The sequence below is a fragment of the Pseudarthrobacter arbutini genome, assembly GCF_054510915.1.
Genome location: NZ_JBTNDQ010000001.1, coordinates 378,439 through 403,881 on the forward strand (window position 1 = coordinate 378,439; position 25,443 = coordinate 403,881).

The 25,443-nt window shown below is 63.4% G+C and carries 20 protein-coding genes and 1 pseudogene; 8 read left to right on the forward strand and 13 right to left on the reverse strand.

From position 1 onward, the window contains the following. The first annotated feature begins 27 nt into the window (after positions 1-27). Positions 28-1,041, forward strand: a complete 1,014-nt coding sequence (gene galE / locus ACX80V_RS01760; RefSeq protein ID WP_485841713.1) for a UDP-glucose 4-epimerase GalE — start codon at positions 28-30, stop codon at positions 1,039-1,041. Between the two features lie 206 nt (positions 1,042-1,247). On the opposite strand, the gene ACX80V_RS01765 is transcribed toward galE, so the two are convergent. From ACX80V_RS01765 to fdxA, 3 genes are all read right to left on the reverse strand, one after another. Next, the gene (locus tag ACX80V_RS01765) at positions 1,248-2,531 is read right to left on the reverse strand and encodes a citrate synthase (protein WP_058931844.1); all 1,284 of its coding nucleotides are present in this window, start codon (positions 2,529-2,531) and stop codon (positions 1,248-1,250) included. A 229-nt stretch (positions 2,532-2,760) separates the two neighbouring features. Then, a complete protein-coding gene (dapC, locus tag ACX80V_RS01770; RefSeq protein ID WP_485841714.1) occupies positions 2,761-3,909 on the reverse strand; it encodes a succinyldiaminopimelate transaminase in 1,149 nt (382 codons plus the stop codon). Between the two features lie 13 nt (positions 3,910-3,922). Then, complete coding sequence (gene fdxA, locus ACX80V_RS01775) at positions 3,923-4,249, reverse strand: ferredoxin (protein WP_056344030.1); 327 nt, start codon at positions 4,247-4,249, stop codon at positions 3,923-3,925. 134 nt (positions 4,250-4,383) lie between these two features. On the opposite strand from fdxA, the gene ACX80V_RS01780 reads away from it, so the two are divergent. Then, complete coding sequence (locus tag ACX80V_RS01780) at positions 4,384-4,629, forward strand: putative acetyltransferase (protein WP_485841715.1); 246 nt, start codon at positions 4,384-4,386, stop codon at positions 4,627-4,629. Positions 4,630-4,718: 89 nt separating this feature from the next. Here ACX80V_RS01780 and typA read toward each other — a convergent pair whose 3' ends face one another. After that, positions 4,719-6,647 carry a translational GTPase TypA gene (gene typA / locus ACX80V_RS01785; RefSeq protein WP_058931842.1) on the reverse strand — a complete coding sequence of 643 codons (1,929 nt, stop codon included), beginning with the start codon at positions 6,645-6,647 and terminating at the stop codon, positions 4,719-4,721. 270 nt (positions 6,648-6,917) lie between these two features. On the opposite strand from typA, the gene ACX80V_RS01790 reads away from it, so the two are divergent. Next, positions 6,918-7,769, forward strand: coding sequence for an SGNH/GDSL hydrolase family protein (locus ACX80V_RS01790; protein WP_485841716.1), 852 nt, complete (start codon positions 6,918-6,920; stop codon positions 7,767-7,769). A 117-nt stretch (positions 7,770-7,886) separates the two neighbouring features. On the opposite strand, the gene ACX80V_RS01795 is transcribed toward ACX80V_RS01790, so the two are convergent. The 5 genes from ACX80V_RS01795 to ACX80V_RS01815 form a co-directional block, all read right to left on the reverse strand. After that, a complete protein-coding gene (locus tag ACX80V_RS01795; RefSeq protein WP_485841717.1) occupies positions 7,887-9,593 on the reverse strand; it encodes a dipeptide ABC transporter ATP-binding protein in 1,707 nt (568 codons plus the stop codon). Positions 9,594-9,604: 11 nt separating this feature from the next. After that, the gene (locus ACX80V_RS01800; RefSeq protein WP_332761724.1) at positions 9,605-10,549 is read right to left on the reverse strand and encodes an ABC transporter permease; all 945 of its coding nucleotides are present in this window, start codon (positions 10,547-10,549) and stop codon (positions 9,605-9,607) included. Beyond that, entirely contained in the window at positions 10,539-11,468 is a 930-nt protein-coding gene (locus ACX80V_RS01805) for an ABC transporter permease (RefSeq protein WP_332761722.1), read from the reverse strand. Before ACX80V_RS01805 ends, ACX80V_RS01800 begins: the two co-directional genes overlap by 11 nt. Positions 11,469-11,593: 125 nt before the next feature. Then, positions 11,594-13,282: a peptide ABC transporter substrate-binding protein gene (locus tag ACX80V_RS01810; protein ID WP_485841718.1), complete on the reverse strand. Its 1,689-nt coding sequence runs from the start codon at positions 13,280-13,282 to the stop codon at positions 11,594-11,596. 278 nt (positions 13,283-13,560) lie between these two features. Beyond that, positions 13,561-15,324 (reverse strand): ABC transporter family substrate-binding protein, encoded by a 1,764-nt coding sequence (locus ACX80V_RS01815; RefSeq protein ID WP_485841719.1) that lies wholly within the window; start codon positions 15,322-15,324, stop codon positions 13,561-13,563. Between the two features lie 131 nt (positions 15,325-15,455). Between ACX80V_RS01815 and ACX80V_RS01820 the strand changes: the two are divergent. Next, positions 15,456-16,512, forward strand: a pseudogene (locus ACX80V_RS01820) (LLM class flavin-dependent oxidoreductase). 95 nt (positions 16,513-16,607) lie between these two features. Here the strand turns inward: ACX80V_RS01820 and ACX80V_RS01825 are convergent. Next, positions 16,608-18,374: a GNAT family N-acetyltransferase gene (locus ACX80V_RS01825; protein WP_485841720.1), complete on the reverse strand. Its 1,767-nt coding sequence runs from the start codon at positions 18,372-18,374 to the stop codon at positions 16,608-16,610. Between the two features lie 84 nt (positions 18,375-18,458). On the opposite strand from ACX80V_RS01825, the gene ACX80V_RS01830 reads away from it, so the two are divergent. Next, entirely contained in the window at positions 18,459-19,238 is a 780-nt protein-coding gene (locus ACX80V_RS01830) for an alpha/beta fold hydrolase (protein WP_485841721.1), read from the forward strand. 46 nt (positions 19,239-19,284) lie between these two features. Here the strand turns inward: ACX80V_RS01830 and ychF are convergent, their stop codons facing one another. Then, positions 19,285-20,370 carry a redox-regulated ATPase YchF gene (gene ychF / locus ACX80V_RS01835; protein ID WP_485841722.1) on the reverse strand — a complete coding sequence of 362 codons (1,086 nt, stop codon included), beginning with the start codon at positions 20,368-20,370 and terminating at the stop codon, positions 19,285-19,287. Positions 20,371-20,500: 130 nt separating this feature from the next. Between ychF and ACX80V_RS01840 the strand changes: the two genes are divergently transcribed. Beyond that, entirely contained in the window at positions 20,501-21,709 is a 1,209-nt protein-coding gene (locus ACX80V_RS01840; RefSeq protein ID WP_485841723.1) for a DNA recombination protein RmuC, read from the forward strand. 16 nt (positions 21,710-21,725) lie between these two features. Here the strand turns inward: ACX80V_RS01840 and ACX80V_RS01845 are convergent, their stop codons facing one another. Continuing rightward, complete coding sequence (locus ACX80V_RS01845; protein WP_058931828.1) at positions 21,726-22,805, reverse strand: 4-hydroxy-3-methylbut-2-enyl diphosphate reductase; 1,080 nt, start codon at positions 22,803-22,805, stop codon at positions 21,726-21,728. Positions 22,806-22,814: 9 nt separating this feature from the next. Continuing rightward, positions 22,815-23,666, reverse strand: a complete 852-nt coding sequence (locus tag ACX80V_RS01850) for a hypothetical protein (RefSeq protein WP_485841724.1) — start codon at positions 23,664-23,666, stop codon at positions 22,815-22,817. Between the two features lie 203 nt (positions 23,667-23,869). On the opposite strand from ACX80V_RS01850, the gene xseA reads away from it, so the two are divergent. Further along, the gene (gene xseA, locus ACX80V_RS01855) at positions 23,870-25,195 is read left to right on the forward strand and encodes an exodeoxyribonuclease VII large subunit (RefSeq protein ID WP_485841725.1); all 1,326 of its coding nucleotides are present in this window, start codon (positions 23,870-23,872) and stop codon (positions 25,193-25,195) included. After that, positions 25,176-25,394, forward strand: coding sequence for an exodeoxyribonuclease VII small subunit (locus ACX80V_RS01860; RefSeq protein WP_058931826.1), 219 nt, complete (start codon positions 25,176-25,178; stop codon positions 25,392-25,394). The genes xseA and ACX80V_RS01860 overlap by 20 nt, the downstream gene beginning before the upstream one ends. Positions 25,395-25,443: the final 49 nt, after the last annotated feature.

Below are 25,443 nucleotides of genomic sequence, written 5' to 3' on the forward strand. Positions count from 1 at the left end.
TCCGCGGAATTGGGATAGCGTGGGGGCATGAAAATTCTGGTCACAGGCGGCACCGGGTACATCGGGTCGCACACAGTCTTGTCCCTGCAGGAAGCCGGCCATGATGTGGTGGTGATCGATAACCTGGTGAACTCCAGCGAGGAGTCACTGCGCCGGGTGGCCGAACTCAGCGGCAAGACCGCGGAATTCCACAACGTGGACCTGGTGGACGAAGCCGCAGTGGAAGGCGTCTTTGCCGCCCACACGATCGACGCCGTGATCCACTTTGCCGGGCTCAAGGCAGTGGGTGAGTCGGTCCGCGAACCGCTCAAGTACTACTACAACAACCTCGTTGGCACGCTGAACCTGATCCGGGTCATGGACCGCCACGATGTCCGCTCCATCGTCTTCAGCTCCTCCGCCACGGTGTACGGCGAGCACAATCCCATCCCCTATGTGGAAAAGATGGAGATCGGCGCCAACAACCCGTACGGCCGCACCAAGGAACAGATCGAGGACATCCTCGCCGACCTGGGCGCCGCTGACAGCCGCTGGCACATTGCCCTGCTGCGCTACTTCAACCCGGTGGGCGCACACCCGTCCGGCCGCATCGGCGAGGACCCGCAGGGGATCCCCAACAACCTGGTGCCCTTCATCGCCCAGGTGGCCGTGGGACGCCGCGACAAGCTGATGGTGTTCGGCGGGGACTACGACACCCCTGACGGCACCTGCCTGCGGGACTACATCCACGTCGTCGATCTCGCCGAAGGCCACGTGGCAGCCCTCAACCACGTCGCGGACCGCTCAGGCGTCTACCGCTGGAACCTTGGCTCCGGCAAGGGCTCCTCCGTGCTGGAGGTCCTGCGGTCCTTCGAGAAGGCCGTGGGCCAGCCCATCCCCTACGAGATCACCGGACGCCGCGCGGGCGACCTCCCGGCCTTCTGGGCCGACGCCACCTCCGCCCTGGCCGACCTGAGCTGGTCCACCACCAAGACCGTGGACCAGATGTGCGAGGACCACTGGCGCTGGCAGAAGAACAACCCCCTGGGTTACTCCGTCTAAACAGCAACGTGGGCCCACGCCCGCAGGGTTCCCTGGCCGAGCTTGCGAGGATAGGGTGCGGGCGGGGAGGGTCAATTAACGCCCCTTCGGGACCCCTTTTTGGGCGTTAAGTGACCCCGCGTTGCTTTGCTGGTGATGAACGACGGCGGCCGGCCACCTTCGTGGAGAAGGTGACCGGCCGCCGTCGTAATTCAGTTAAGTCCGGACTAGCGGACCGGGTAGTCGCGCTCGGGCTCGCCGATGTACAGCTGGCGCGGGCGGCCGATCTTGGTGTTCGGGTCGCTGATCATTTCACGCCACTGGGCGATCCAGCCCGGCAGGCGGCCGATCGCGAACAGCACGGTGAACATCTTCTCCGGAAAGCCCATTGCCTTGTAAATCAGGCCGGTGTAGAAGTCCACGTTCGGGTAGAGCTTGCGCTGGATGAAGTAGTCATCGTTCAGCGCCTTCTCTTCCAGGCGCATGGCGATCTCGAGCAGCTCGTCGTTGCCGCCGAGCTTGCTCAGGATCTCGTGGGCCGTGGCCTTGACGATCTTGGCGCGCGGATCGTAGTTCTTGTAGACGCGGTGTCCGAAGCCCATGAGGCGGACGCCGTCTTCCTTGTTCTTGACCTTCTCCATGTAGTCCTCGGGCTTGGTGCCGTCGGCCTGGATCTGGCGGAGCATCTTCAGCACTGCCTCGTTGGCGCCGCCGTGGGCGGGACCGAAGAGGGCGTTGATGCCGGCTGACACCGAGGCGAAGAGGTTGGCGTTGGAGGAGCCAACCAGGCGCACGGTGGACGTGGAGCAGTTCTGCTCGTGGTCCGCGTGCAGGATCAGGAGGAGATCCAGTGCCTTGGCGATGACCGGGTCAACCTCATACTGTTCGGCGGGGAGGCCGAAGCTCAGGCGCATGAAGTTCTCCACGAGGTTGTGGGAGTTGTCCGGGTACAGCATCGGCTGGCCAATGGACTTCTTGTGCGCGTAGGCGGCGATGACCGGCATCTTGGCCATCAGGCGGATGGTGGAGACCTCCACCTGCTCGGCGTTGAACGGGTCCAGGGAGTCCTGGTAGAAGGTGGACAGCGCCGAAACAGCCGAGGACAGCACGGGCATCGGGTGCGCGTCGCGCGGGAAGCCGCTGAAGAAGCCCTTGAGCTCTTCGTGCAGGAGGGTGTGGCGGCGGATCTTCTGGTCGAACTCTTCCAGTTCCGTGGGGGTCGGCAGGTTGCCGTAGATCAGCAGATAGGACACCTCAAGAAAGCTGGAGTGCTGTGCCAGCTGCTCGATGGGGTACCCGCGGTAACGCAGGATGCCCGCATCACCGTCGATGTACGTGATAGCGGACGTGGTTGCTGCGGTGTTCATGAAGCCGGGGTCAAAGGTGACTGCGCCCGTCTGCTTGAGCAGCTTGGAAACGTCGTAGCCTTCGTTTCCTTCAACAACCTGGATGCGCGGGAGCTTGAGCTCGCCTCCTGCATGGTGCAGGGTTGCGCTGTTGGTCTCAGTCATGGAGTCCCCTTCATGAGGCGCGTGGGCCTCTGTCGAAAGCTTGATCCAACATCCGGTGAGCCGTGGCAGTGACCCTGTTCATCCAGGAATCCAACACCCGGGCTGCCTTCTTGTAGAAAGCCACCATTGATAGTCACTTAAAAAGTACCGCCCGATTGCGGGTGTCACTAATCGGAGGCGTGCGAAACCCCCGTAAAATGCCGTCTTTGTGGTGCGAGTCACATGATTGTTACGGCGTCGTGGCCAGTCTGGCCACTGCGGCGTCAATGCGTTCATCAGTGCCCGTCAATGCGACACGCACAAACCCGTTGCCGGCTTCGCCGTAAAAGACGCCCGGCCCCACCACGATGCCCCGCTCAGCCAGCCGGGCCACGGTGGCCCAGGTGCTCTCTCCGGCGGTGGACCAAAGGTACAGTCCGGCGTCGGAATCCTTAATCTCCAGCCCGAAGCCCTGCAAAGCCGGCACCAGACGCTCCCGGCGTCCGCGGTAGAGGTCCTTCTGGGCCTGGACGTGGGTGTCCTCGCCCAACGCAACCCGCATGGCTTCCTGCACCGGGTAGGGGACGATCATGCCGGCATGCTTGCGGCTGTTGACGAGGTTGGCCATGATGGCCGGGTCACCGGCCACAAACGCCGCGCGGTAACCCGCCACGTTGGACTGCTTGCTCAGCGAGTACACGGCCAGAAGGCCCTCGTGGGACCCGCCGGAAACGCGCGGATCCAGGATGCTGGGCACGGGCTCGCCGCCGCGATGTGCGTCCCATGCGCCCCACCCGAGTTCGGCGTAGCACTCGTCCGAGGCCACTACGGCGCCCAGTTCGCGGGCCTGCGCCACAATCGCTTTGAGGGACTCAACATCCCTGACGCTTCCGGTGGGATTGCCCGGGGAGTTGACCCAGATCAGCCGCACGCGTGCGCGGGTGGCATTGTCCAACTCGTCGAGGTGGTCGGTAGCCACAGAGGTGACGCCGGCGAAAGTAGCCCCGATGTCATAGGTGGGGTAGGCAACCTTGGGGCGGACGACGACGTCGCCCGGCTTCAGCCCGAGCAGGAGCGGCAGCCACGCCACCAGCTCCTTGGAGCCGACGGTGGGCATAGTGTTCTTAGGGTCCAGGCCGGGGACGCCGCGGCGCCGCTCGAACCACGCCGCAATGGCTTCCCGCAACGGAACGGTGCCGTGGACCGTGGGGTATCCCGGGGCGTCCGCGGCGGCCCTGAGGGCGTCCTGGATCAAAGCGGGAGTGGGGTCGACAGGCGTGCCGATCGACAGGTTCACGGCCCCGCCAGGGTGCTCAGAGGCTTTGGCCAGGTACGGTGCCATGGCCTCCCACGGGTAGTCGGGCAGGCTCAGGCCAAAGCTGTTCACGGCAGCGGTCAACGCGATGCCCGGCTCAGTGGTCTTGGTTCTGCAGCGGCAGGGCGGCGATCATCGGGTGATCCTTGCCCGTGTTGCCCACCTTGGCGGCGCCGCCGGGCGAGCCCAGGTCATCGAAGAATTCGACGTTGGCCTTGTAGTAGTCGGCCCACTCTTCGGGGGTGTCATCCTCGTAGTAGATGGCTTCCACCGGGCACACCGGCTCGCAGGCACCACAGTCGACGCACTCATCGGGGTGGATGTACAAGGAACGCTCACCCTCATAGATGCAGTCAACGGGGCATTCCTCGATACATGCCTTGTCCTTGACATCCACACACGGCTGCGCGATTACGTACGTCACGTCCCTTGCCTCTCCACGATATTTCCCGGCAGTGGCCGGCACTTGAATCCGGCACCGGCCGGACTATTGACTTCTGAGCCTATTATCTCCCAGCCCGTCCACGCGAACCTAGCCGGCCGCCTTAGTATGAACTGGTGAGTCCCGCCCAGCCTACGCCCCGAGAATTTCTGGCCACCGCCGCGCCCGGAACACGGGTTGTAGTGCGTTACCGGATCGACGGCGGCCTGACGGACGCCCTGGGGCATCTGGTGGCCACTGACGACGGCGGCTGCACAGTCCGTACGCGGCAGGCCGACGTCGTGATCCCCTTGGACCTGGTGGTGGCCGCCAAAGAAGTGCCGCCGGCGCCGGAGCGCCGCCCGGCCCGCGTTCGCAACTGACGCTTTCCTGACACAAAAGAAACTGCCGGCACGACGGCGGGTTCCCGCCCGCCGTCGTGCCGGCAGCTTCAGTGACGTGCTATTTAGGACTAGGCCTTGGCGCGTGCCCGGGTGGACTTGGCGCGCTGGTTGACGTCCAGGATGAGCTTCCGGATGCGGATGGACTCCGGGGTAACCTCGACGCACTCGTCTTCACGGGCGAATTCGAGGGACTCTTCGAGGGTCAGGTCGCGCGGCGGCGTCAGGTTCTCGAAGGTGTCCGAGGAAGCGGCACGCATGTTGGTGAGCTTCTTTTCCTTGGTGATGTTGACGTCCATGTCGTCGGCGCGGGAGTTCTCGCCGACGATCTGGCCTTCGTAAACCTCGGAGGTGGGGCGAACGAAGAAGGAGCCACGTTCCTGCAGGTTGATCATGGCGAACGGCGTCACAACTCCGGCGCGGTCTGCCACCATCGAACCGTTGGTGCGGTACTCGATCGGGCCGGCCCAGGGCTCGTAGCCCTCGGAGATGGAGGCTGCGATGCCGGCGCCGCGGGTGTCCGTGAGGAACTTGGTGCGGAACCCGATCAGGCCACGGGCCGGAACGATGAACTCCATGCGGCACCAGCCGGTGCCGTGGTTGGCCATGTTGGTCATGCGTCCCTTGCGGGCGGCCATCAGCTGGGTGACGGCGCCGAGGTACTCTTCCGGCACGTCGATGGTCATGTGTTCCATCGGCTCGTGGATCTTGCCGTCGACGGTCCGGGTAACAACCTGCGGCTTGCCGACAGTCAGTTCGAAGCCTTCACGGCGCATCTGCTCGACCAGGATGGCCAGCGCGAGCTCGCCACGGCCCTGGACTTCCCAGGCGTCGGGACGCTCGGTGGGCAGAACCTTGATGGAGACGTTACCGATCAGTTCCTTGTCCAGGCGGTCCTTAACCTGGCGGGCCGTGACCTTGGCGCCCTTGACCCGGCCGGCCAGCGGCGAGGTGTTGATACCGATGGTCATGGAGATCGCGGGATCGTCCACGGTGATCAGCGGCAGCGGCTGCGGGTTGTCGACATCGGTCAGCGTTTCACCAATGGTGATTTCCTCGATGCCGGCGACGGCGACGATTTCGCCCGGGCCCGCAGACTCGGTGGGAACACGGTCCAGTGCCTTGGTGGCCAGCAGTTCGGTGATCTTGACGTTCTTGAGCTCGCCGTTGGCGCGGGCCCAGGCAACGGTCTGGCCCTTGCGCAAGGTGCCGTTGTAGATGCGGAGCAGGGCAAGACGGCCCAGGAACGGGGAGGCGTCCAGGTTGGTGACGTGTGCCTGGAGCACGCCGTTCGGGTTGTACGTCGGAGCGGGGATGTGCTCGATGATGGTCTTGAACAGCGGCTCAAGGTCCTCATTGTCCGGAGCGGAGCCGTCGGCGGGCTGGTCCAGGGACGCGCGGCCAACCTTCGCTGCTGCATAGACGACCGGTACTTCAAGGATCTTGTCCAGGTCCAGGTCCGGAACTTCGTCGGCGAGGTCCGAGGCGAGGCCCAGGAGGAGGTCCATCGACTCGTGGACAACTTCCTCGATGCGGGCGTCGGGGCGGTCCGTCTTGTTGACGAGGAGGATCACCGGCAGGTGCGCGGCCAGGGCCTTGCGCAGCACGAAGCGGGTCTGGGGCAGCGGGCCCTCGGAAGCGTCAACGAGGAGTACAACGCCGTCCACCATGGACAGGCCGCGCTCTACTTCGCCGCCGAAGTCGGCGTGGCCGGGGGTGTCGATGACGTTGATGGTGATGGTTTCACCGTTGGAGGACGGTCCGTTGTAGGCCACGGTGGTGTTCTTGGCCAGGATGGTGATGCCCTTTTCGCGCTCCAGGTCACCGGAGTCCATGACGCGGTCTTCGAGGTGGTTATGTTCGGCAAAGGAGTTGGTCTGCTTGAGCATGGCGTCGACCAGAGTGGTCTTGCCGTGGTCAACGTGGGCCACGATCGCGACGTTGCGGAGGTCACTGCGCGATGCAGTGGCTACCGCGGTGTTGGTGGTGGTTTCAGACATGCGTGATTGCTCGATTCAGTGGTGAAGTCAGCTGTTGTTTCGCGACATTTCCAACCGGAACGCACGACGGATTAGCCCAATAACACAGGGCTCCTTCCCTCATTCTAAACGCTGAGCCTATTGTTGGCCTAAAAATCTCGGATCGGCCCAGTCCGGCCGGTGGGTAATTCCGGCGCGCCGCGGTCCAAGGAGTGACCAAGCTCACTGGATTTTTGTGACTTGATGCACCATCATGGCTGTGATAACCACAGCAAGCCCGGAGAATCCCTGATGCGAAAAGCCTCGGCTCTGACCCGCTTTGTCGCCTCTGGAATCGTTGTAACCGCGCTCCTGGGCGGCTGCGGACAGCCCCCAGAAGCAACATCGCTTTCCGGCGCGCCCTCCCCGGGACAGGCGGCGGCCGGCGCATACCAGGCCCGCGGCGGGGATCCGCTCAGCCTGCCTGCCGGTTCCGTGTACCGCAACCCGGCCAGCGGGCGTGACGAGGTGGTGGTGCCGGACATGCGCCACACTGCCCTCCTGATCGGCGATTCCCAATCCGAGCCCACGGACGGCTGGCCGCGACTTGGACTTGCCGCCGTTGGCTACAAGGTCCACTTCTGCGGGCTCGGCGGAACGGGATTCGTGGCGTCCAACGGCACGACGGGCAACTACATCGACGCCTTGCAGCGCGGCGACTGGAAGCTGCCGTACGGGACGCCCGCGCTGATCGTCATCCAGGGCGGCGGCAACGACGCCGCGCGCGGGGCTACAGATGCCCAGATCGTGGCCAACGCCGACCGGCTGATCGGCGCTCTCCGGGACCGCTACCCAGGCGTCAGGATGGCCATGATCGGCACCCTGGCCCGCGGCGCCAACTACGGCGGCGGGCGTAGGACGCAGGTGGACGCGCTCCTCGGGACCGTGGCGGAAAGGCACGGCATACCGTTTGTGGGCGTGGGCGACTGGCTGACCAAATACAAGCTCACCAAGAACCTGGCAGATGCCGTCCATATGGATACCGCAGGCCACCGGTCACTGGGCGGGCTGCTTGGAGCCCGGCTTCGGCAGCTGGGGCTCGACGGCCCACGGCCGGACGGCACAGTTCCGGTGGCAGCCTCCACAGCCACCCCGGCGAACTGACACAGGCGCTTAGCCGACGAACAGACCCTTGGCGCGCTGTACACACCATTAAGAGGCGATGGAGCCGGCGCCCTGAAGGCACCGACTCCATCCTTAACCCGGGATACTGCGGCCGGATCAGGCCACTTCGGGCGGAAGCATCAGCTTCGCACCGGGAATGGCGTTGAGCAGTGCCTTGGTGTATTCCTGCTGGGGCGACTCGAAGACATCGTCCGTGGAACCAGTTTCCACCAGCTTCCCCTTTTCCATCACGCAGACGTGGTCGGCAATCTGCCGCACCACAGCCAGGTCATGGGTGATAAAGAGATAAGTCAGACCGAGATTTGCCTGCAGGTCCGCGAGCAGGTTAAGTACCTGTGCTTGGACCAGCACGTCCAGGGCGGACACTGCTTCGTCACAGATGATCACCTCGGGGTCCAGAGCCAGCGCACGCGCGATGGCAACGCGCTGGCGCTGGCCGCCGGAGAGCTCGTTCGGGAACCGCTGCATGCTTGATTGCGGCAGCGCCACATGGTCGAGCAGCTGGCGGACCTTCTTCTCCCGGCTCGCTTTGTCGCCGATCCTATGGACGCGCAACGGCTCCTCGATGGTACGGAAGATGTTGTACATCGGGTCCAATGAGCCGTATGGATCCTGGAAAATGGGCTGCACCCGCCGCCTGAACTTGAAAAGCTCAGGCGCCTTCAGCAACGACGTATCGACGCCGTCGAAAAGGATCTTCCCGTCCGTAGGCTTTTCGAGCTGCAGCACCATTTTTGCCACGGTGGACTTGCCGGAGCCGGACTCCCCCACAATCGCAGTGGTGGTTCCCCTCGCGACGTCGAAGCTGACCCCGTCCACGGCTGCGAAGTCCGTCGACTTCCCCAGCCCTTGCCGCAGCTTATAGACCTTGCGCAAGTCCCTGATCTCCAGGACATGGTCCGCGGCAGCCGCCTCCGCATCAGGGGCGAGAAGATCAGACGCTTCCACGCCCTGTTCCTTGGCGACCTGGATCCGACGGCTGGCCAGTGAAGGTGCAGACTCAACCAGCCGTTTGGTATACGGGTGCTGCGGATTCTGGAGCAACGCCAGCGAAGGTCCAGCCTCCACCACCTGCCCCCGGTACATCACCACAACCTTGTCCGCACGCTCGGCCGCCAGCCCCAAGTCATGGGTGATCAGCAGCACAGCCGTGCCCAGTTCCGTGGTCATGGTGTCCAGGTGATCCAGGATCTGCCGCTGGACCGTGACGTCTAGTGCCGACGTTGGCTCGTCCGCGATCAGGAGCCGCGGCTGACAGGACAGTCCGATGGCAATGAGGGCGCGCTGGCGCATACCGCCTGAAAACTCATGCGGATACTGTTTAGCCCGCCGATGAGCATCCGGCAGTCCAGCCTGAGCCAGGACCTTGGCGATGTCGTCCGGACCACTGGGCCGGCCGTTTGCGCGGAGGGTCTCCTTGACCTGGTAGCCGATCTTCCAGACCGGATTCAGGTTGGACATCGGATCCTGCGGAACCATGCCGATCGTGTTGCCGCGGAGCTCGATCATCCGCTTTTCGGAGGCATGGGCGATGTCCTCGCCGTCGAGCAGGATCTGCCCGCCGGACACCGCTCCGTTGGTCGGCAGGAGGCCGATCGCGGCCAAAGCCGTGGTGGATTTGCCCGAACCGGACTCCCCCACGATGGCCACGGTCTCCCCGGGCATGATGGTCAGGTGGGCGTTGCGGACTGCCTGAACCTCGCCAGTACTCGTCTTGAACGTGATGGCAAGGTCGCGGATTTCCAGAAGGGGTCTGGTTCCTGAATACCCTGCCTCGTCGACGCGAACGTCGGGAATCGTCATCTTTTCGCCTCTCATCGCTGCCGGCTCTTCGGGTCAAGGGCGTCACGCACGGCGTCGCCCAGCATGATGAAGCTGAGCACTGTAATGGACAGGGCAGCTGCCGGGTAAAGCATGATTTCCGGCTTCGTCCGAATGGACGACTGCGCACCCGCAATGTCATTGCCCCAGGACATGATGCTTTGCGGCAAGCCAATACCAAGGAAGGACAGCGTAGCCTCCAGCACAATGAAGATGCCCAGGTCCAAAGTTGCCAGAACAATGATCGGGGCCAGGGCGTTCGGCAGGACATGGCGCAAGAGTGCCCCAACCTTCGACACGCCCAAAGCGCGGGCGGCTGTGACAAAATCAGCATTTCGGACCTCGATGACCGCGCCGCGCGCCATGCGTGCCATTTGAGGCCACGCCAGCAAGGCAATAATCACCACCACAGTCCATACGCTTTTGTTCTCCCGGAAGGCGGGCAACTGGGTAATGACCAGAGCGCCAAGGACCAAAGGCAAGGCGAAGAAGATATCACCGAGCCGAGCCAGGACCGAATCTACCCAGCCGCCGTAGTATCCCGCGATCGCACCAATCGTCACGCCGATGATCACGACGCAGAGCACAGACAGGACGCCAACCGAGAGCGAAGCCTGCGTTCCGTGGACCACCCTCGAATAGATGTCGCACCCCTGGAACGTAAACCCGAATGGGTGCCCGGGCGCTGGACCGGCCTCGGAATTGCCTAGTTGGCAGTCATCGTTCGGCGGCACCGTCGACAGGAGGCTGGGGAACAAGGCGATGATGATCAAAGCCAGAATCAACAGCGACGAAATGATGAACAACGGACGACGGCGAAGCTTGCGCCAGGCGTCAGCCCAAAGGCTTAGTGGTGCCTGATCCGTCTTCAGGGCATCTGTTGCCTGCAGCGGCGTCTCATCTATGGGTGCAACAAAATGGGTATCTCTACTGGTCATAACGAATCCTCGGGTCCAGCCAGGCGTACAGGAGATCAACGAGCAGGTTGGCCACCACGAACACCAGCACCAGCACGCTGACTATGGAAACAATGGTGGGGCCCTCACTCCGCAAAGTGGCCTGGAAAAGCTTGTTGCCCACGCCCGGAACATTGAAGATGGCTTCCGTGACAATCGCGCCGCCCATCAGACCGCCAAGGTCTGCGCCTAGGAACGTTACGACGGGGATCAGGGAGTTGCGCAGGATGTGCGCCACCACAACGCGGGGCCGGGAAAGACCCTTCGCGGTAGCTGTCCGCACGTAGTCGGCATTCATGCTCTCGCTGACGGATGCCCGCGTCAGCCGGAGCACGTAGGCAAACGACACCAGGCCCAGAACCGTTGCCGGCAGCAGTAAATTGCCCCAATCGGCGTTGGCGCCGACGGTCGGCTTGGCCCAGCCCAATTGGACTCCGAAGACCAACTGGAAAGCAAAGCCGAGAACGAAGGTGGGAACCGCGATGACAACCAGCGAGGCCACCAGCACGGTGGAGTCAAACCAGCCACCACGACGCAGCCCGGCAAAGACGCCGAAACCCACGCCGAATACCGTTTGGATAGCCAGCGCCTCTATGGCCAACATGGCTGTCACTGGAAAGACCCTCGCTAACGAGGCCGCAATTGGCTGGCCCGTGAAGTCGTTGCCCAGGTTGAAGGTGAAAATATTCTGGAGGAAAAGTCCGTACTGGACCCAGAAGGGTTCATCCAGGTGGTACTGGCTGCGCAGTGTATCGATGACGGCCTGTGGTGGTTGGCGGTCGCCGAACAGTGCTGCAATAGGGTCACCCGGCAGGGCGAACACCATGTAGTAGACCAAAAGAGTGGTGCCAATGAAGACGGGAATTGCCTGAAGGAGCCGGCGAAGGATAAAGCGGACCACCGGATCACCAGCCTTCCGGATGCGAAGAGAGGTGTTTCATTTGTGCCTTCCTGCCGAGCAGGACAATGGGGGCCCGGCTTTTGACCGGACCCCCATACGCCTGGCGGCAAGTTAGATCCTGGAGACTACTTGGCCGTGATGTTGTAGTAGAGAATGCCGCCGTTCCAGCCGGTCTCGGCCTTCACAACGTTCTCGCTCCACACGATCGGCTTTGCCTGGTCCCAGAGCGGCAGTCCGGGTAGGTCCTCGAAGAGGATCTCCTGGGCCTGGTTGAACTTGGCGTTGGCCTCATCAGTGGTCTTGGCGGCAAGTCCTTCCTGGAGCAGCTTGTCGAACTCAGGGTTCGAGTACTTCTCGTAGTTGGAGGATGCGCCCGTTGCCCAGACCGGTCCGAGGAAGTTGTAGAGCGACGGGTAGTCACCCTGCCAGCCTGCACGGCTCAGGCCCGGGAGGGACTGGGACTTACGCAGGTTGAGTACTTCCGCGAACTTGGCGAAAGGCTGGATTTCAGCCTGGATGCCGAGGTTGTTCTTGAAGCCGTTGGCCACGGCGTCGATCCATTCCTTGTTGCCACCATCGGTGTTGGAGGCAATCTGCAGCGGCTTGGAGCCGTCGTACGGCTGGATCTTGTCAGCCTGGGCCCACAGGTCCTTGGCCTTTGCGGCATCAAACTTCAGGACTTCGCTGCCCTTGAGGTCTGCTTTGAAACCGTCGATCACCGGCGGCGCGAAGGCCTTGGCCGGGGTACGGGTTCCGTTGAAGACCACCTTGGCGATTTCCTCGCGGTTGATGGCGTGGGACAGAGCCTGGCGGCGCAGCTTTCCGGCTTCACCCTGGAAGTTCGGGTTGTAGCCCGGAATGTTCAGTGTGGAGTCAGTAGCAACCGGCTTGGTGGCGTTACGGTCCTGGAAATCCGTGACATAGGTCTTCAGTGCGTTGGAGGGCAGTACGTCGGTGACATCCAGGTTGTTGGCCTGAAGATCCGTGTATGCGGGGCCCGGATCCGTATAGAACTTGAAGGTCACGCCACCGTTCTTCGATTCGCGCGGACCGCTGTAGTCGGCGTTCTTCACGAGGGAGATCGACTGGTCGTGTACCCAGGCACCGGTCTTCTCGAACTTGTAAGGACCGTTGCCTACGGGGTTTTCGCCGAAGGTCTTTGGATCCGCGAGGGCAGCGGACGGCAGCGGGAAGAAGGCTGAGTAGCCAAGGCGGAGCGACCAGTCGGCTTCCGGCTGTGCCAGCTTCACCGTGAGCGTCGAATCGTCTGTCGCCGTCAGACCTGACATCGTTTCGGCGGTGGGCGCCGGCGTGGTGGTGGTCTTGCCATCAGCCGCTTTTTCGGTGGTCACGGCCGAGACATCTGCATAGCCCGCGATGGACTCGAAGAAGAATCCGTTGTTCTGCAGGTTCTTGGAGTTCGCGGCGAAGTTCCAGGAATCAACGAATGTCTTGGCGGTGATCGCTTCGCCATTGGTGAACTTCTGGCCCTGCTTGACCTTGATGGTCCAGTTCTGGGCGTCAGCGGACTCAATGGACTCGGCAAGGGCGTTGACCGGCTTACCATCGGCGTCGTAACTGCGAAGACCTTCGAAGAGCAACTCGACAACACGGCCGCCGTAAACTTCGTTAGTGTTGGCCGGCAGCAGGGGATTCTGGGGTTCGTTGCTGTAAGCGGTGATGACCTTGTTGGGATCACCGGCGGCCTGGGTGGTGGCACCGTCAGTGCTGCCGCCTCCAGCGCCGCAGCCGGTCAGGGCAAGAGCGGCGATGGCCACGATGCCGAGTGCTTTGGAAGTGCGCGTGAAACGCATTCCGCCTCCTATGAGTTGTGGGAGATGTTCAGGGGAAATCTTTTGCTCCCCGGCAGGCCAGTCACAGGTTCTCACTGTGACGTGGCCTACATATACGAGTAGCCTAACCGCACAAAGTCCGAATACTGATACTCCGTTGCCAAACCGTAACCAGTTAACCGCCAATAACTAGCCGGTACCTGGAAGTTGCGCAAGTCACATGCTACTCGCTGGTAGGGCATGCTGCGAATCGAGGACGGGGGCGGGCTCCCACAACGGCGACAAGCTCCCGGGATGGCCTATTTCAGGCGCCACTCCCACACATTCCACCAGACGCCCAAAGGGCCTGAGCTGGGCTTGATACCCGTCACGCGGCTGCTGAAAGCGACGGTTCCCGTGGTCTGGTAGAGCGGCAGGCCGTAGGCACTTTCCCACACGCGTTTGTCGATGTCGGCCAACAGTTCGTTCTGCTTTGCCAGGTCCGTAGTGCCGGCCAGTTGCTCCATGGCTTTGTCCGCGTCGACGTCGGAAAATCCGTTGAAGTTGCTGCCGCCACCGGTTTTGAAGATCTGCGGGACGCGGCTGACGCCGACCCCGGGTCCGATGAAGCCGAGGATGGCGGCGTCGTAGCTGCCGCCCCCGAGCGCTTTCGCCCAGTCCGAGCTGCCGAGGCCCGCGTCTTCAACGGTGAATCCGGCGAGGCGGGCGGAGTCGCGGATGAGGGAAAAGGCCCGCACGCGGTTGGGGTTGTCCTTGTTGTATAGGACGCGAACCCTAGGAGCAGCATCCCGCAACTGCGACTTCGCGCCTTGGATGTCCAGGTTGGCGTATCCGGCCGAACCGTTGTTCTTCACTGTGTCCGGATACTTCGGATGGGGTGGCAGGAAGACGTGTGAGTCCAGGGGTTTCGCATCGGCGACGAATCCGCCCACCACGTCATCCACGATCTCCTGCCGCGGAACGGACTTCAGGAACGCTTCCCGGACGTCCTTGTTGGCGAACGGTCCCGAAAAGTTGAGATCGAGGTGGTCGTAGCCGGACTGGCTGAAGCGCTGGACGGTATTGCCCTGCTCCACCAGTCCGTCGAAAAGGCTTTCGGTACCGGCAGAGGGCTGCGGGGCAATGATGTCCGCCTGGCCGTTCCTGAGGGCGGCGATGGCGGTAGAGGCGGCACCTGTGAACCGCACGGTGATGTCGTCCAGGTAGGGCTCCGGTCCCCAGACATAGTCCCTGTTCCGGACCAGCCGGATCGAGGCGTCCGGAACCATGTCCCTGACGATGTAGGGGCCGCTCGAAAGGTACATCGCAGGATCGTCAGGAAGCGTCTTGGTGTCGAAGCCTGAGTTCCAGAAGTCGCTGACCCGCTTCAGCGGGGCGTTGACCGAGGGCTGTTCGCTGTCGCCCCGGGGCGAGGCCCTGATCAGATCAACAAGATCGTCCTCGTCATTGAGGCCGCTTTTGGCGGCGACAACATGGGCGGGGAGCCCGACGTCGAAGGCTACTTCCCAATCAGCATACGGCGAGGCGTACTCCAGCGTGATGGAACGCCCGTCACTGCCGATCTCCGGGAGGGCGGTGACTGCCAGGCCGCTCTTGTCTGCTGCAGCCGAAAAGTACGTGGTGCCGGTCCCCGCCTGGGGTTCAGCGTCGTCGAAGTAGCCCGAGCCGGCGGCCCAGGACAGGAGGAGGTCGCCGGCGTCGATGGCTTCGCCGTCGGACCATTTCACACCCTCGTTGACGGTGTACTTCACCTTTAGCGGCCTGTCCGAGATCTTTTCGTACCGGCCGAATTTCTCGTTCCGGACCACCTTTTCGGTGTCATCCACGTAGTAGAACCCGGAATGGGTGATGTGGCCGATCTTGGTGTTGATGTCCGTGTTTCCGTCGGCACTGAGCGGGTTGAAGGATGTAAAGGCATTCACCTCGGCCACGGTGGCGCTGCCGCCGCGGCTCGTCTCACCCACCACCACCGGCGGCGCTCCCGCCGAAGGGGAGCACCCCGAGATAACCAGCGCCGCAGCGACGGCCCCGGTGATGACCTGAATCAGACGCCTCAGGGGCATGCCGTCTCCTTTGCCTGTCCGGAATCAGACGTTGAATGTCCTTGTTTTCCTTGAATTCTAGCGGTTCAGGGTGTGGGCCAATGTCGGCATATCATGAGGATCAGCCGTACACCGATCCTTGAAGCAAGCCCATACCCGACTCCTCACTGCCGTTACGCAACCTTGGATTCCTCACGATTGGCCTGTTCGATCCGGCGGATCCGGCCGCGGGGCACGAATCGACATTGCAGGTCATCGAGCTGGGCGAACGGCTTGGATTCGACAGCGCCTGGCTGCGCCACCGCCATCTGCAGTTCGGAATCTCCTCCCCCATTGCGGTCATGGCCGCGGCCAGCCAACGTGCGTCCCGGATCGAGCTTGGAACGGCCGTGACCCCGGTGGGCTGGGAAAACCCGTTGCGCTTGGCGGAGGACCTGGCCACCGTGGATCTGCTCGCCGGCGGACGAATCAATCCGGGCCTGAGCGTGGGTGAACCAATGCACTACGACACGGTGAAGCAGGATTTGTACCCGGACTCCGCCGAGCTGGAGGACTTCAGCTACGCACGCGTGGAGCGGCTTGCCCGGTTGATCGCAGGGGAACCGGTCCGGGAAATTTCCGGCAAGCAGGGTGTCGTCGAGGAATTTTCCAACCGTGTCGAACCGCACTCTTCCGGGCTGCGTGAACGACTTTGGTATGGGGCGGCAAGCAGGAAATCGGCCATCTGGGCCGGGGCCAACGGATTCAACCTGCTCTCGAGCAGCGTGATCTTCCCCGAAAAGGATCAGGAACCGGCGTTTGCCGAAATCCAGCAATCCCAGATCCGTGCCTACCGTGAAGCCGCCGCGACATCAGCCCATCCGCACGGACCAGCCCGCGTCTCGCAAGGCCTGGTGGTGATCCCGACCGATTCCGGCTACAGCCAAACAGCGGGAAAAGTACCAGCGATACGTCGATGAACGCACGCCGCGGACCCGGGCGCCGCAGGGGCCACGAGGGATGCTGTTCGCCCCCGATCTCATCGGCACCAGCGATCAGATTGCGGAACAGCTGTACGCACACGCGGGGTTCCAGGAGGTCGACGAAGTGGCATTCGCGCTGCCCTTCAGCTTCGACCATGAGGACTACATGCAGATCCTCACCGATATCGCCACCACATTGGGTCCCGCCCTGGGTTGGTCCCGGGCAGGGTTTGGGGCCCAACCCTGAGAACACAAGAATCACCCGGGGCCGGACGTCGGAGCGGAACTTACCTTATGTCCATGCGCTGTCTCCGGCCCACCAACGACGCGCGGAGAAGGTGTCTAAATGCTCCGTTTCAGCCCAACGTGGGAAGTTCGATATCCGAGTCGGGTGTAGAAGGCTCGAGCCCGTTCCCGTGCTTCGTCGGTGGTCACCTGTGCCAGTTGTGCCCCGCGCGCACGCCCAAAATTGTGTGCCCACTCAAGCATCGCGGTGCCCAGGCCACGTGAGCGTTCCGCGGCCGCAACTCGCAGTCCCTCGATCTGTAGCCGGGAAGAACCACCCCGGGAAAGACCTGGAATGACAGTCAATTGCATCGTGGCAACGATGCGATCGGCATCATTGCGGACAACCCCCAGATAGTTGGAACTGTCGCGCACAACCACGCTGTAGGCCGCCTCGTATCGTTCGAGCTCAACGCACTCCCGATCGGGACCGAACTGATCATCAGACAGCAGCGCGGCGATGGCCTCAACATCATCGCGCGTCGCCCGTTCCAGCCTGAAGGTCCGGCCTCCCACTCGCAGCTTTCCCCGAACCGAGGATCGCGCATCTGCCTGCAAACGAGCGACCAGCAGATCAAGCCATCCGCCGACGTTCGCCCGAGCCTCAACGGTGTCGGGGTAACGGCATCTCAAGTGCAGACCGGATTCGTCCAGGATGAACCAAAGCATGACGCTGTCGGTGTCGATTGCCGCGCTCACATAATGGGCGTCGAGTCCGACGGAGTCGATTCGCACCGGCAGCCTGCGCAGGTCCAGCCAGGAGATCGCGAACATACCAGGAGCTGCGGGCATGCCGCCCCAAGGAGCCAGCACGTCCGCGAGCGGCCACGAGCCAAGCTGTACAGCCTCTTTTACCGCGGCCGCCGCAGCGCGCGGCTCGGCGACCGCCGACTCAAGTACCGAATTTGTAATGAACCAGCCGACTGAGTCATGCCAGTTGTCGTCGAAGCGGCTGTGCACGGGAAAAACGGCTCGCAGCGGGGTTCCCGCCAACTCGCGGGTCACCGCAGTCATTGCAACAACAGCGAGGGCGAGCGTCGACACTCCGTCGTTGCGGGCCTGCGCAGCAAATGCGGCACCGTCGTCGACATCGAATACATCGCGCACTTCTACACGCTCGCACTGCGGATCGGGCGCACCCAGGGGCATTGGGAATTGGGGCATGACTCCGCCACTGTCCCCGATGATGTCTTCCCATCGGTGGCGCACGTGGTCCGGCGCCGCATCCCGATTCAGCAGTGCTTGCGTGTGTTCAACAAATGCCGGCGCTAGCCCGGGCAACGGTTTACGGCCCGCCCGCCCAGCATCGAGCGCCGACAGCAGGTCGCGCGCGATCACCAGCATCGACCACATGTCGACGTGGGCGTGGTCGGCCGCAATCACGACGGTGAGTCCGGCAGAAGTGTCCAGTACGCACAGCCGGTGTGAGGGCTGTTGGTATGGCGAACATGCGGCATCGAGAATGTCCCGCACCGCGTCATTGACGGCTTGACCAGGTAAGACCTGATGCTCGACCCAGGTTCCCGCACTAATGACGATTTCGTGAAGCTCCGGATCACCATCCGCACCGGGCACGAACGCCGTTCGCAGTGTGCCATGACGGGCGACGACAGCCAGCCAGGCATCGGCAATTGACTCACGATGGGCTGGTGCGGGCAGCCGAAAAGACAATGCCATCCAGGAGCCGGGGCGGTCGCCTGCCCCCACATGGAGCCGCTGGTCAAAGGACACCGGAAGACGCCGCTCGAGCGCAGACACACTGGCCTCGTAGCCCCAAAGTCGTCCGAACGGTAGGCGCAGGTGGGTGACGTTGGTCAGCCGCATGGCAGTATCCTATCGCCCCAGATAGCCTGAATACTCAACGCGCCCGCTCGACGTGACGCGGTCAGTCACGAAACGAGGAGCCTGATGCCCACTTTCGAGGTTCCCGGAGCCGAGCTTGCGGTTGCTTTGAGCGACGAAGGTGGACATCCAATTGTCCAACTGCATGGCCTTACCTCAAGCCGCGCGCACGATCGGGTGCTCAACCTCGACCTCGGTCGAGGGCTTAGCGGAACTCGACTGCTGCGGTACGACGCACGCGGCCATGGCCGGTCGACGGGGCGGAAGGTCCCCGAGGACTACCAATGGCGAAGCCTCGCCGACGACCTCCTGCGATTGCTCGATCACTGGTTCCCAGGCGAACGTGTCCACGGAGTCGGCCCCTCCATGGGTACCGGCACACTCTTGCACGCCGCTTCCCGCGAGCCAGACCGCTTTACCGGGCTCACGCTTATGGTGCCACCCACCGCGTGGGAAACACGACTTGCACAGGCTGCAAACTACCGAGTTGCCGCGGCGCTTATCGAATCTGGCGGTGTCGAGGCATTGCTCGCCACCACGCGCGGAGCAACACCGCCGCCAGCCACAATTGGTGCGCCGGAGACGGTGCCCGACGTCGCCGACACCCTGTTGCCGTCGTTGTTTCGAGGGGCGGCACTCAGCGATCTGCCTGCCCGTGAGGCCGTCGCCCGAATCGACGTACCGACGACAATCCTGGCGTGGCTCGATGATCCGGGCCACCCGCTGTCAACCGCGGAATCCCTTGCCGCCCTGCTCCCGCAAGCAACGCTGATGGTCGCCCGCACCCCGGAAGATGTCCAAACCTGGCCTAATATTCTGAGCCAGGATGTCGCCCGTCGGGGCTAACCGACAATCTGCTCGACGAGCTACTCACACTAAAGCGGAACTCGATTTAGACATTGAACCTGAACTCGACCACGTCGCCGTCAGCCATCACGTACTCTTTGCCTTCAATGCGTACCTTGCCACGGGACTTGGCTTCAGCCATGGAACCGGCATCGATGAGGTCATGGAAGGAAACCACTTCAGCCTTGATGAAGCCACGCTGGAAGTCGCTGTGGATGACTCCTGCTGCCTGCGGCGCGGTGTCGCCCTGGTGGATGGTCCAGGCGCGTGTTTCCTTCGGACCGGCCGTGAGGTAGGTCTGGAGGCCCAGGGTGTGGAAGCCGACGCGTGCCAGCTGGTCGAGGCCGGACTCGTCCTGTCCGTTCATTTCCAGCATTTCGCGCGCTTCCTCCTCGTCCAGCTCCACGAGGTCGGATTCGAGCTTCGCATCCAGGAAGATGGCGTCCGCCGGGGCCACCATGGCCCGCAGCTCATCCTGCTTCTCCGGACTGCCCAGGATGCCTTCGTCGGAGTTGAAGACGTAGATGAACGGCTTGGCGGTCAGGAGGCTGAGCTCCTTGAGGTGCTCCATCTCCAGCTTGTCCCTCTTGATCGAGGAGAAGACTGTGTCGCCGCGCTCCAGGACCGCCTGCGCAGCCTTGATGGCGGCCAGCTCTGCGGCATCCCGCTTCTTGATCTTGACTTCTTTTTCGATCCGGGGAATCGCGTTTTCGATGGTCTGAAGGTCGGCCAGGATCAGCTCGGTGTTGATGGTTTCCATATCCGAGCGGGGATCCACTTTGCCGTCGACGTGGATGACGTCGGGATCGTCAAACACCCGGACCACCTGGGCGATGGCCTCGGCCTCACGGATATTGGCAAGGAACTTGTTGCCCAGGCCTTCGCCCTCCGATGCGCCCTTCACGATGCCGGCGATGTCCACGAAGGACACCGGGGCGGGCAGGAGCCGCTGCGAGCCAAAGATGTCCGCCAGCTGCTGGAGCCGGGGATCCGGCAGGTTCACGACGCCGACATTGGGTTCGATGGTAGCGAACGGATAGTTCGCAGCCAGCACCTGGTTCCGGGTCAGTGCGTTGAAAAGAGTTGATTTGCCGACGTTGGGCAGTCCGACGATGCCAATAGTAAGAGCCACGAGCATTGATTCTACCGGTTGCCGGACACATGGGCCCCAGCCGGTCCCGCGCAGTGCCGCACCTTGGTGGAACGGGTGGTCGGATATGTCGCTTCCGTAAATTGTCACAGGGTCATGCCACAGTGAGGATATGGATGCTTTAGCCCTGATTCTTGCCCTGTTGATGCTGCTGGTGGGTGCCGTCGCCGGCGCCGCCGCAGCCTATTTTTCCTTGCGCCGCCACAGCCGCGCCCTGGAGGATGACTTCGATGCCGTCTCGTCCCGGCTTTCCGAGGTCAGCGCCCAGTTCGCCGCCGCGGACGCGGAGCGCCGTCTCCTTTCCCTGCAGAACCGGGAGCTCGGCGAGTCCCGCAACCAGGACGGGAGTGTGCTCCGCGCACTGGCCCCGGTGGCGGAAAAGCTGACCGCCGTGCAGCAGCAGGTGGCACTGCTGGAACGCGACCGCCTGGAACAGTACGGCCAGCTGGCGCAACAGCTGCAGGAGGCCAGGCTGTCTGATGCCCAGCTGATCCGGTCCACGCACGCCCTCGAGTCAGCCCTGCGCTCCAACAGTGCGCGTGGACAGTGGGGCGAGGTTCAATTGCGCCGCGTGGTTGAAGCATCGGGCATGCTCAAGCACGTCGATTTCCTGGAACAGGTCCACAGCGCCGGGACCGATTCAGCGGTCCGTCCCGACCTCGTGGTCCAGCTGCCGGGCCAGAAGCAGCTGGTGGTGGACGCCAAGGTGCCGTTGTCCTCCTATCTGGAGGCCCAGGAGCTGGGTGCGCGTCAGGACTCGGGTACAACCGGGAATCCCGGCAGCCAGCAATCCCTGCTGACGGCCCACGCCAAGGCGCTGCGGGCCCACGTGGACTCGCTCAGCAACAAGAAGTACTGGGACATCCCCGGGAACTCCCCCGAGCTGGTGATCTGCTTCCTGCCGGCCGAATCCATCCTGGCCGCCGCCCTGACAGCTGATGCGACGCTGTTGGACCACGCGCTTTCCAGGAATGTGGTTCTTGCCTCGCCGAGTACGCTGCTCGCGGTGCTCAAATCGGTGGCTTTCACGTGGCGCCAGGACGTGCTGACGGACAGTGCGCGGGAACTGTTCGACCTCGCCCGCCAGCTGTACGAACGCATGGGAACGCTCGGCGACAACGTGGGCAAGCTGGGTTCGTCCCTGAAGTCCTCGGTGGACCGGTACAACGCCCTGATCGGCACCCTGGAAGCGCGGATCCTGCCCACCGCACGGAAGCTCAATGCCATGGATGAATCCGGGCTGCTCACCCCGCCGGCACTCGAGGTCACGCCGCGGACGCTGGCGGCCCCGGAGTTTCAACAGGACGAAGCCGCCGCCTGACGTTGCCGGAGACTGGTCAGTTGCGGGAGCGGCGGCCGCCGAGCGCCCGGCTGACGTCTCCGGCTTCCTTCAGGGTTGCGCGGAGTTCCTTAGGCAACGAGAAAAGGAGGTCTTCTTCGGCCGTGACAACTTCTTCCACGGAGCCATAGCCGTAGTCGGCCAGCAGTCGCAGGACGTCCGTGACGAGGATCTCCGGCACAGAAGCCCCTGATGTGACTCCGACTGTTGCCACGCCTTCAAACCACGCCTCGTCCACTTCGTTGGCGAAGTCCACACGGTAGGAGGCCTTGGCACCGTACTCCAGCGCGACTTCCACCAGGCGGACCGAGTTCGAGGAGTTGGCCGATCCCACCACAATGACTAGGTCAGCCTGGGGGGAGATCTTCTTGATGGCCACCTGACGGTTGGTGGTGGCGTAGCAGATGTCGTCGCTGGGCGGATCCTGCAGGGTGGGGAACCGATCCTTCAGCAGGCGGACCGTTTCCATGGTCTCGTCCACGCTGAGGGTGGTCTGGGACAGCCAGATGACCTTTTCCGGATCCCTGACGGTTACCTTGTCCACTTCATGGGGACCGTTAATGATCTGGATATGTTCCGGGGCTTCGCCGGCGGTGCCCTCAACTTCTTCGTGACCGTCGTGGCCGATCAGCAGAATGTCGAAGTCGTCTTTGGCGAACCTCACGGCTTCCTTATGAACCTTTGTCACCAACGGGCAGGTGGCGTCAATGGTGCGCAGCCCGCGGTCTTCGGCTGACTGGACGACGGCCGGGGATACCCCGTGGGCGGAAAAGATCACCAGGGCGCCCTCTGGGACCTCGTCCGTCTCGTCGACGAAGATGGCCCCCTGGGCCTCCAGCGAGCTCACCACGTGGACGTTGTGCACGATCTGCTTCCGGACGTAAACCGGCGGACCGTAGTGTTCCAAGGCCTTCTCGACGGCGATCACGGCTCGGTCCACACCGGCGCAATAGCCGCGGGGCGCAGCCAGGAGGACCTTTTTGGGACCGGTCACCGGAGCCGCGGCGGCTACCTCCTCAGGCGAGCGCCGCCTGCGCGGGACAGTTGGCATCGAGAGGGACACAGCTGAGGAAGTCATCCCTCCATGCTACCGGGTGGGGGCCCGCCGCCCCGGCGAAGCGATCCGGATCACAACGGCCGCAGCGACCAGCACAGCGCCGGTTATCGCGGCACCACCGATCCAGGATTGGAAGCTGTTGGAAGCGGCCGCCACAAACGCATCCTTGAACATGTCCGCAAGCCCGTTGCCGCTCGCCGTCCCCGCCACGGCATCCTCGGCGAGCTGTGAGCCGGCGGACCACAGGCCAGCCAGCGCCAGCGCCGCAAGTCCCACAGCGAACACGACCGACCAGCGGCGGCGGGCGGAAACCAGAGCCAGCGCAAAGGCGATTCCCGCTCCAATGGCAAGGGAGTAGCCGAGCGGCGCGTAGGCGGACACTCTCTCGACCATTTGGCGTTGCTCAGGCTCTCCAACGTTGACCAGCGTCTGCTCCGGCGCAGTCAGCGGGAGCCCGGTGGTACGCGCGAGCTCCTCCGTCGCCAGCGCCACCAGGGGTGCCACGTCCAACGTAAGCGACGACGGGGAGTCAGGTTCGGCGGGAACCGATGCGGGTGCGGCGAAGCTGAGCCTGTGGCTCTTCCGCAGTGTTTCCTCCCAGGCCGCCGGGTAGCCAGGCAAGGCTGTGAGGGAACCGGCAGCCGCCTCAAGCACTGGCGTGACCAGACCTGCCAGGGCGTCCGGGATGGCCCCTGTATCGATGGTGCCCACAGCGGCCGCGGCGAGCCGCTGCTGGAATTCTGCGTCCTGCCCCAGGGGAGCGGCCAGGGCCACAAAGCCATCCTCCTGAACCACGTTGCGGTCAAGCCAGATGGCGGGTACGGCCAGGGCGGACAGCAAAACGCCCACGACGACGGCGATGGCTGAAACGAAGGTGCGCAAAACGGGTCCTCACGGGTTGGCGGCAGCACAGCCATCATAGGGCTGGTGTCTGGACAAAGAATGTCAGTCCCGGGTGATACAGCTTATGGATAAGGTTGAATGGCAACCGCCAGCTCACTGACGTCCGCCTTTCAAGCACGAACCGCTACCTGCCGAACAAAGGACCACCATGCCGCCACCCACAGTTTCCCGGGGCAGCGGACATGTCTGAACAGGCTGCGCTGCCCGGAGCAGCTGCCACCACGTTGCCTGCCACGGCCGCTGAGACCAGCCCGGACAATCCATGGCCGCTGCAGTTGCTGTCCCAGAAACTCAAGGCCCATATCGATCGCACCCCGTCCGCATGGGTCGAAGGCCAGGTCATCGAAATGAACCGCCGCGGGGGTAACGCGTACCTCACCCTCCGGGACGTGGACGCGGAAGTTTCCCTGCCGGCGTCGGTCTGGACCAAGGTTCTGGACCGGCAGAACATGCCCCTGGAGCGTGGCTCCCGCGTGGTGGCCCTGCTCAAGCCGGAGTTCTGGCTGAAGACCGGGCGGCTCAACATGCAGGTTCGGGACATCAGGCCTGTAGGGCTTGGCGACCTGCTGGCGCGGATCGAACGGTTGCGCCAGGCCCTCTCCGCCGAGGGGCTGTTTGCCGATTCACGGAAGAAACCACTGCCGCTGCTCCCGCACCGTATCGGCCTGATTACCGGACGGGACTCCGACGCCAAAAAAGATGTCGTCCAAAACGCGGCACTGCGCTGGCCCGCAGTTGAATTCGAGATCCGGGAAGTGGCGGTCCAGGGCAACACCGCGGTCTCGCAAATTATCCGCGCCCTGCAGGAACTGGACAGCCGCCCCGACGTGGACGTCATTGTCATCGCCCGGGGCGGCGGAGCCTTGGAGGACCTGCTGCCTTTCAACAGCGAGGAACTGATCCGGGCTGTCGCGGCCACGACCACCCCGGTGGTCAGCGCCATCGGACATGAGGCGGACCGTCCCCTTCTCGACGACGTGGCGGACCTGCGCGCGTCGACGCCCACTGATGCGGCCAAGCGGATCGTGCCTGACGTTGCCGAGGAACTGGCGGGCGTGCGCCAGGCACGGGAGCACCTGCGCAGGAGCATCGGCAGGCTCGTGGACAGGGAGTCGGACCGGTTGTCCGCACTCCATTCCCGGCCTGTTCTGGCCACCCCGGAAGCAATGGTCACCGGACGCGCGGAGGAAATCGAACGCCTCCTGCGGAGATCATCGGCCGCTGTCAGTTCAACGGTGGTACGGGCGGCTGACCAGCTGGTTCACCTGCAGGCCCAGGTCAGTGCCCTGTCACCACAAAAGACGCTGGACCGCGGCTATGCCGTGGTCGAACTGGCCAACGGCCGGCCGGCCCGTGCCACTGAAGCTGCCGGCCACGCTGTGGTCCGAGACCCGTCCGAGGCACCGTCGGGAACTGCGTTGTCCGTACGCGTAGCCCATGGCCTGTTCGGCGCCACTTCCACTGGGGAACTTCAACAAGGAGAAGCACATGCCCGAAACAAAGCCTGACCCGGAAATCCAAGCATTGAGCTATGAGGAAGCCCGCGAACAGCTGGTGCAGGTGGTGGGGAAGCTTGAGGCGGGCGGCGCCAGCCTCGAGGAATCCCTGGCACTCTGGGAACGCGGCGAAGCCCTGGCAAAGCGCTGCGAGGAGTGGCTGGAGGGCGCCCGCAAGCGGCTCGCTGCCGCCCGCGACCAGCCACTCTGACCAAGACTCTGACCACCAAGTGCGGGCCTACCCCTCGGAACAACCCGCC

What these genes read in the sequence shown, in the direction of transcription:
- ACX80V_RS01810 (WP_485841718.1), bottom strand. Translation starts at nt 13,282, where the DNA reads ATGCGTTTCACGCGCACTTCCAAAGCACTCGGCATCGTGGCCATCGCC.
- ACX80V_RS01830 (WP_485841721.1), top strand. Translation starts at nt 18,459, where the DNA reads ATGCCCACTTTCGAGGTTCCCGGAGCCGAGCTTGCGGTTGCTTTGAGC.
- xseA (WP_485841725.1), top strand. Translation starts at nt 23,870, where the DNA reads ATGTCTGAACAGGCTGCGCTGCCCGGAGCAGCTGCCACCACGTTGCCT.
- ACX80V_RS01765 (WP_058931844.1), bottom strand. Translation starts at nt 2,531, where the DNA reads ATGACTGAGACCAACAGCGCAACCCTGCACCATGCAGGAGGCGAGCTC.
- ACX80V_RS01860 (WP_058931826.1), top strand. Translation starts at nt 25,176, where the DNA reads ATGCCCGAAACAAAGCCTGACCCGGAAATCCAAGCATTGAGCTATGAG.
- ACX80V_RS01845 (WP_058931828.1), bottom strand. Translation starts at nt 22,805, where the DNA reads ATGACTTCCTCAGCTGTGTCCCTCTCGATGCCAACTGTCCCGCGCAGG.
- ACX80V_RS01815 (WP_485841719.1), bottom strand. Translation starts at nt 15,324, where the DNA reads ATGCCCCTGAGGCGTCTGATTCAGGTCATCACCGGGGCCGTCGCTGCG.
- ACX80V_RS01800 (WP_332761724.1), bottom strand. Translation starts at nt 10,549, where the DNA reads ATGACCAGTAGAGATACCCATTTTGTTGCACCCATAGATGAGACGCCG.
- ACX80V_RS01825 (WP_485841720.1), bottom strand. Translation starts at nt 18,374, where the DNA reads ATGCGGCTGACCAACGTCACCCACCTGCGCCTACCGTTCGGACGACTT.
- galE (WP_485841713.1), top strand. Translation starts at nt 28, where the DNA reads ATGAAAATTCTGGTCACAGGCGGCACCGGGTACATCGGGTCGCACACA.
- ACX80V_RS01795 (WP_485841717.1), bottom strand. Translation starts at nt 9,593, where the DNA reads ATGACGATTCCCGACGTTCGCGTCGACGAGGCAGGGTATTCAGGAACC.
- ACX80V_RS01840 (WP_485841723.1), top strand. Translation starts at nt 20,501, where the DNA reads ATGGATGCTTTAGCCCTGATTCTTGCCCTGTTGATGCTGCTGGTGGGT.
- ACX80V_RS01790 (WP_485841716.1), top strand. Translation starts at nt 6,918, where the DNA reads ATGCGAAAAGCCTCGGCTCTGACCCGCTTTGTCGCCTCTGGAATCGTT.
- typA (WP_058931842.1), bottom strand. Translation starts at nt 6,647, where the DNA reads ATGTCTGAAACCACCACCAACACCGCGGTAGCCACTGCATCGCGCAGT.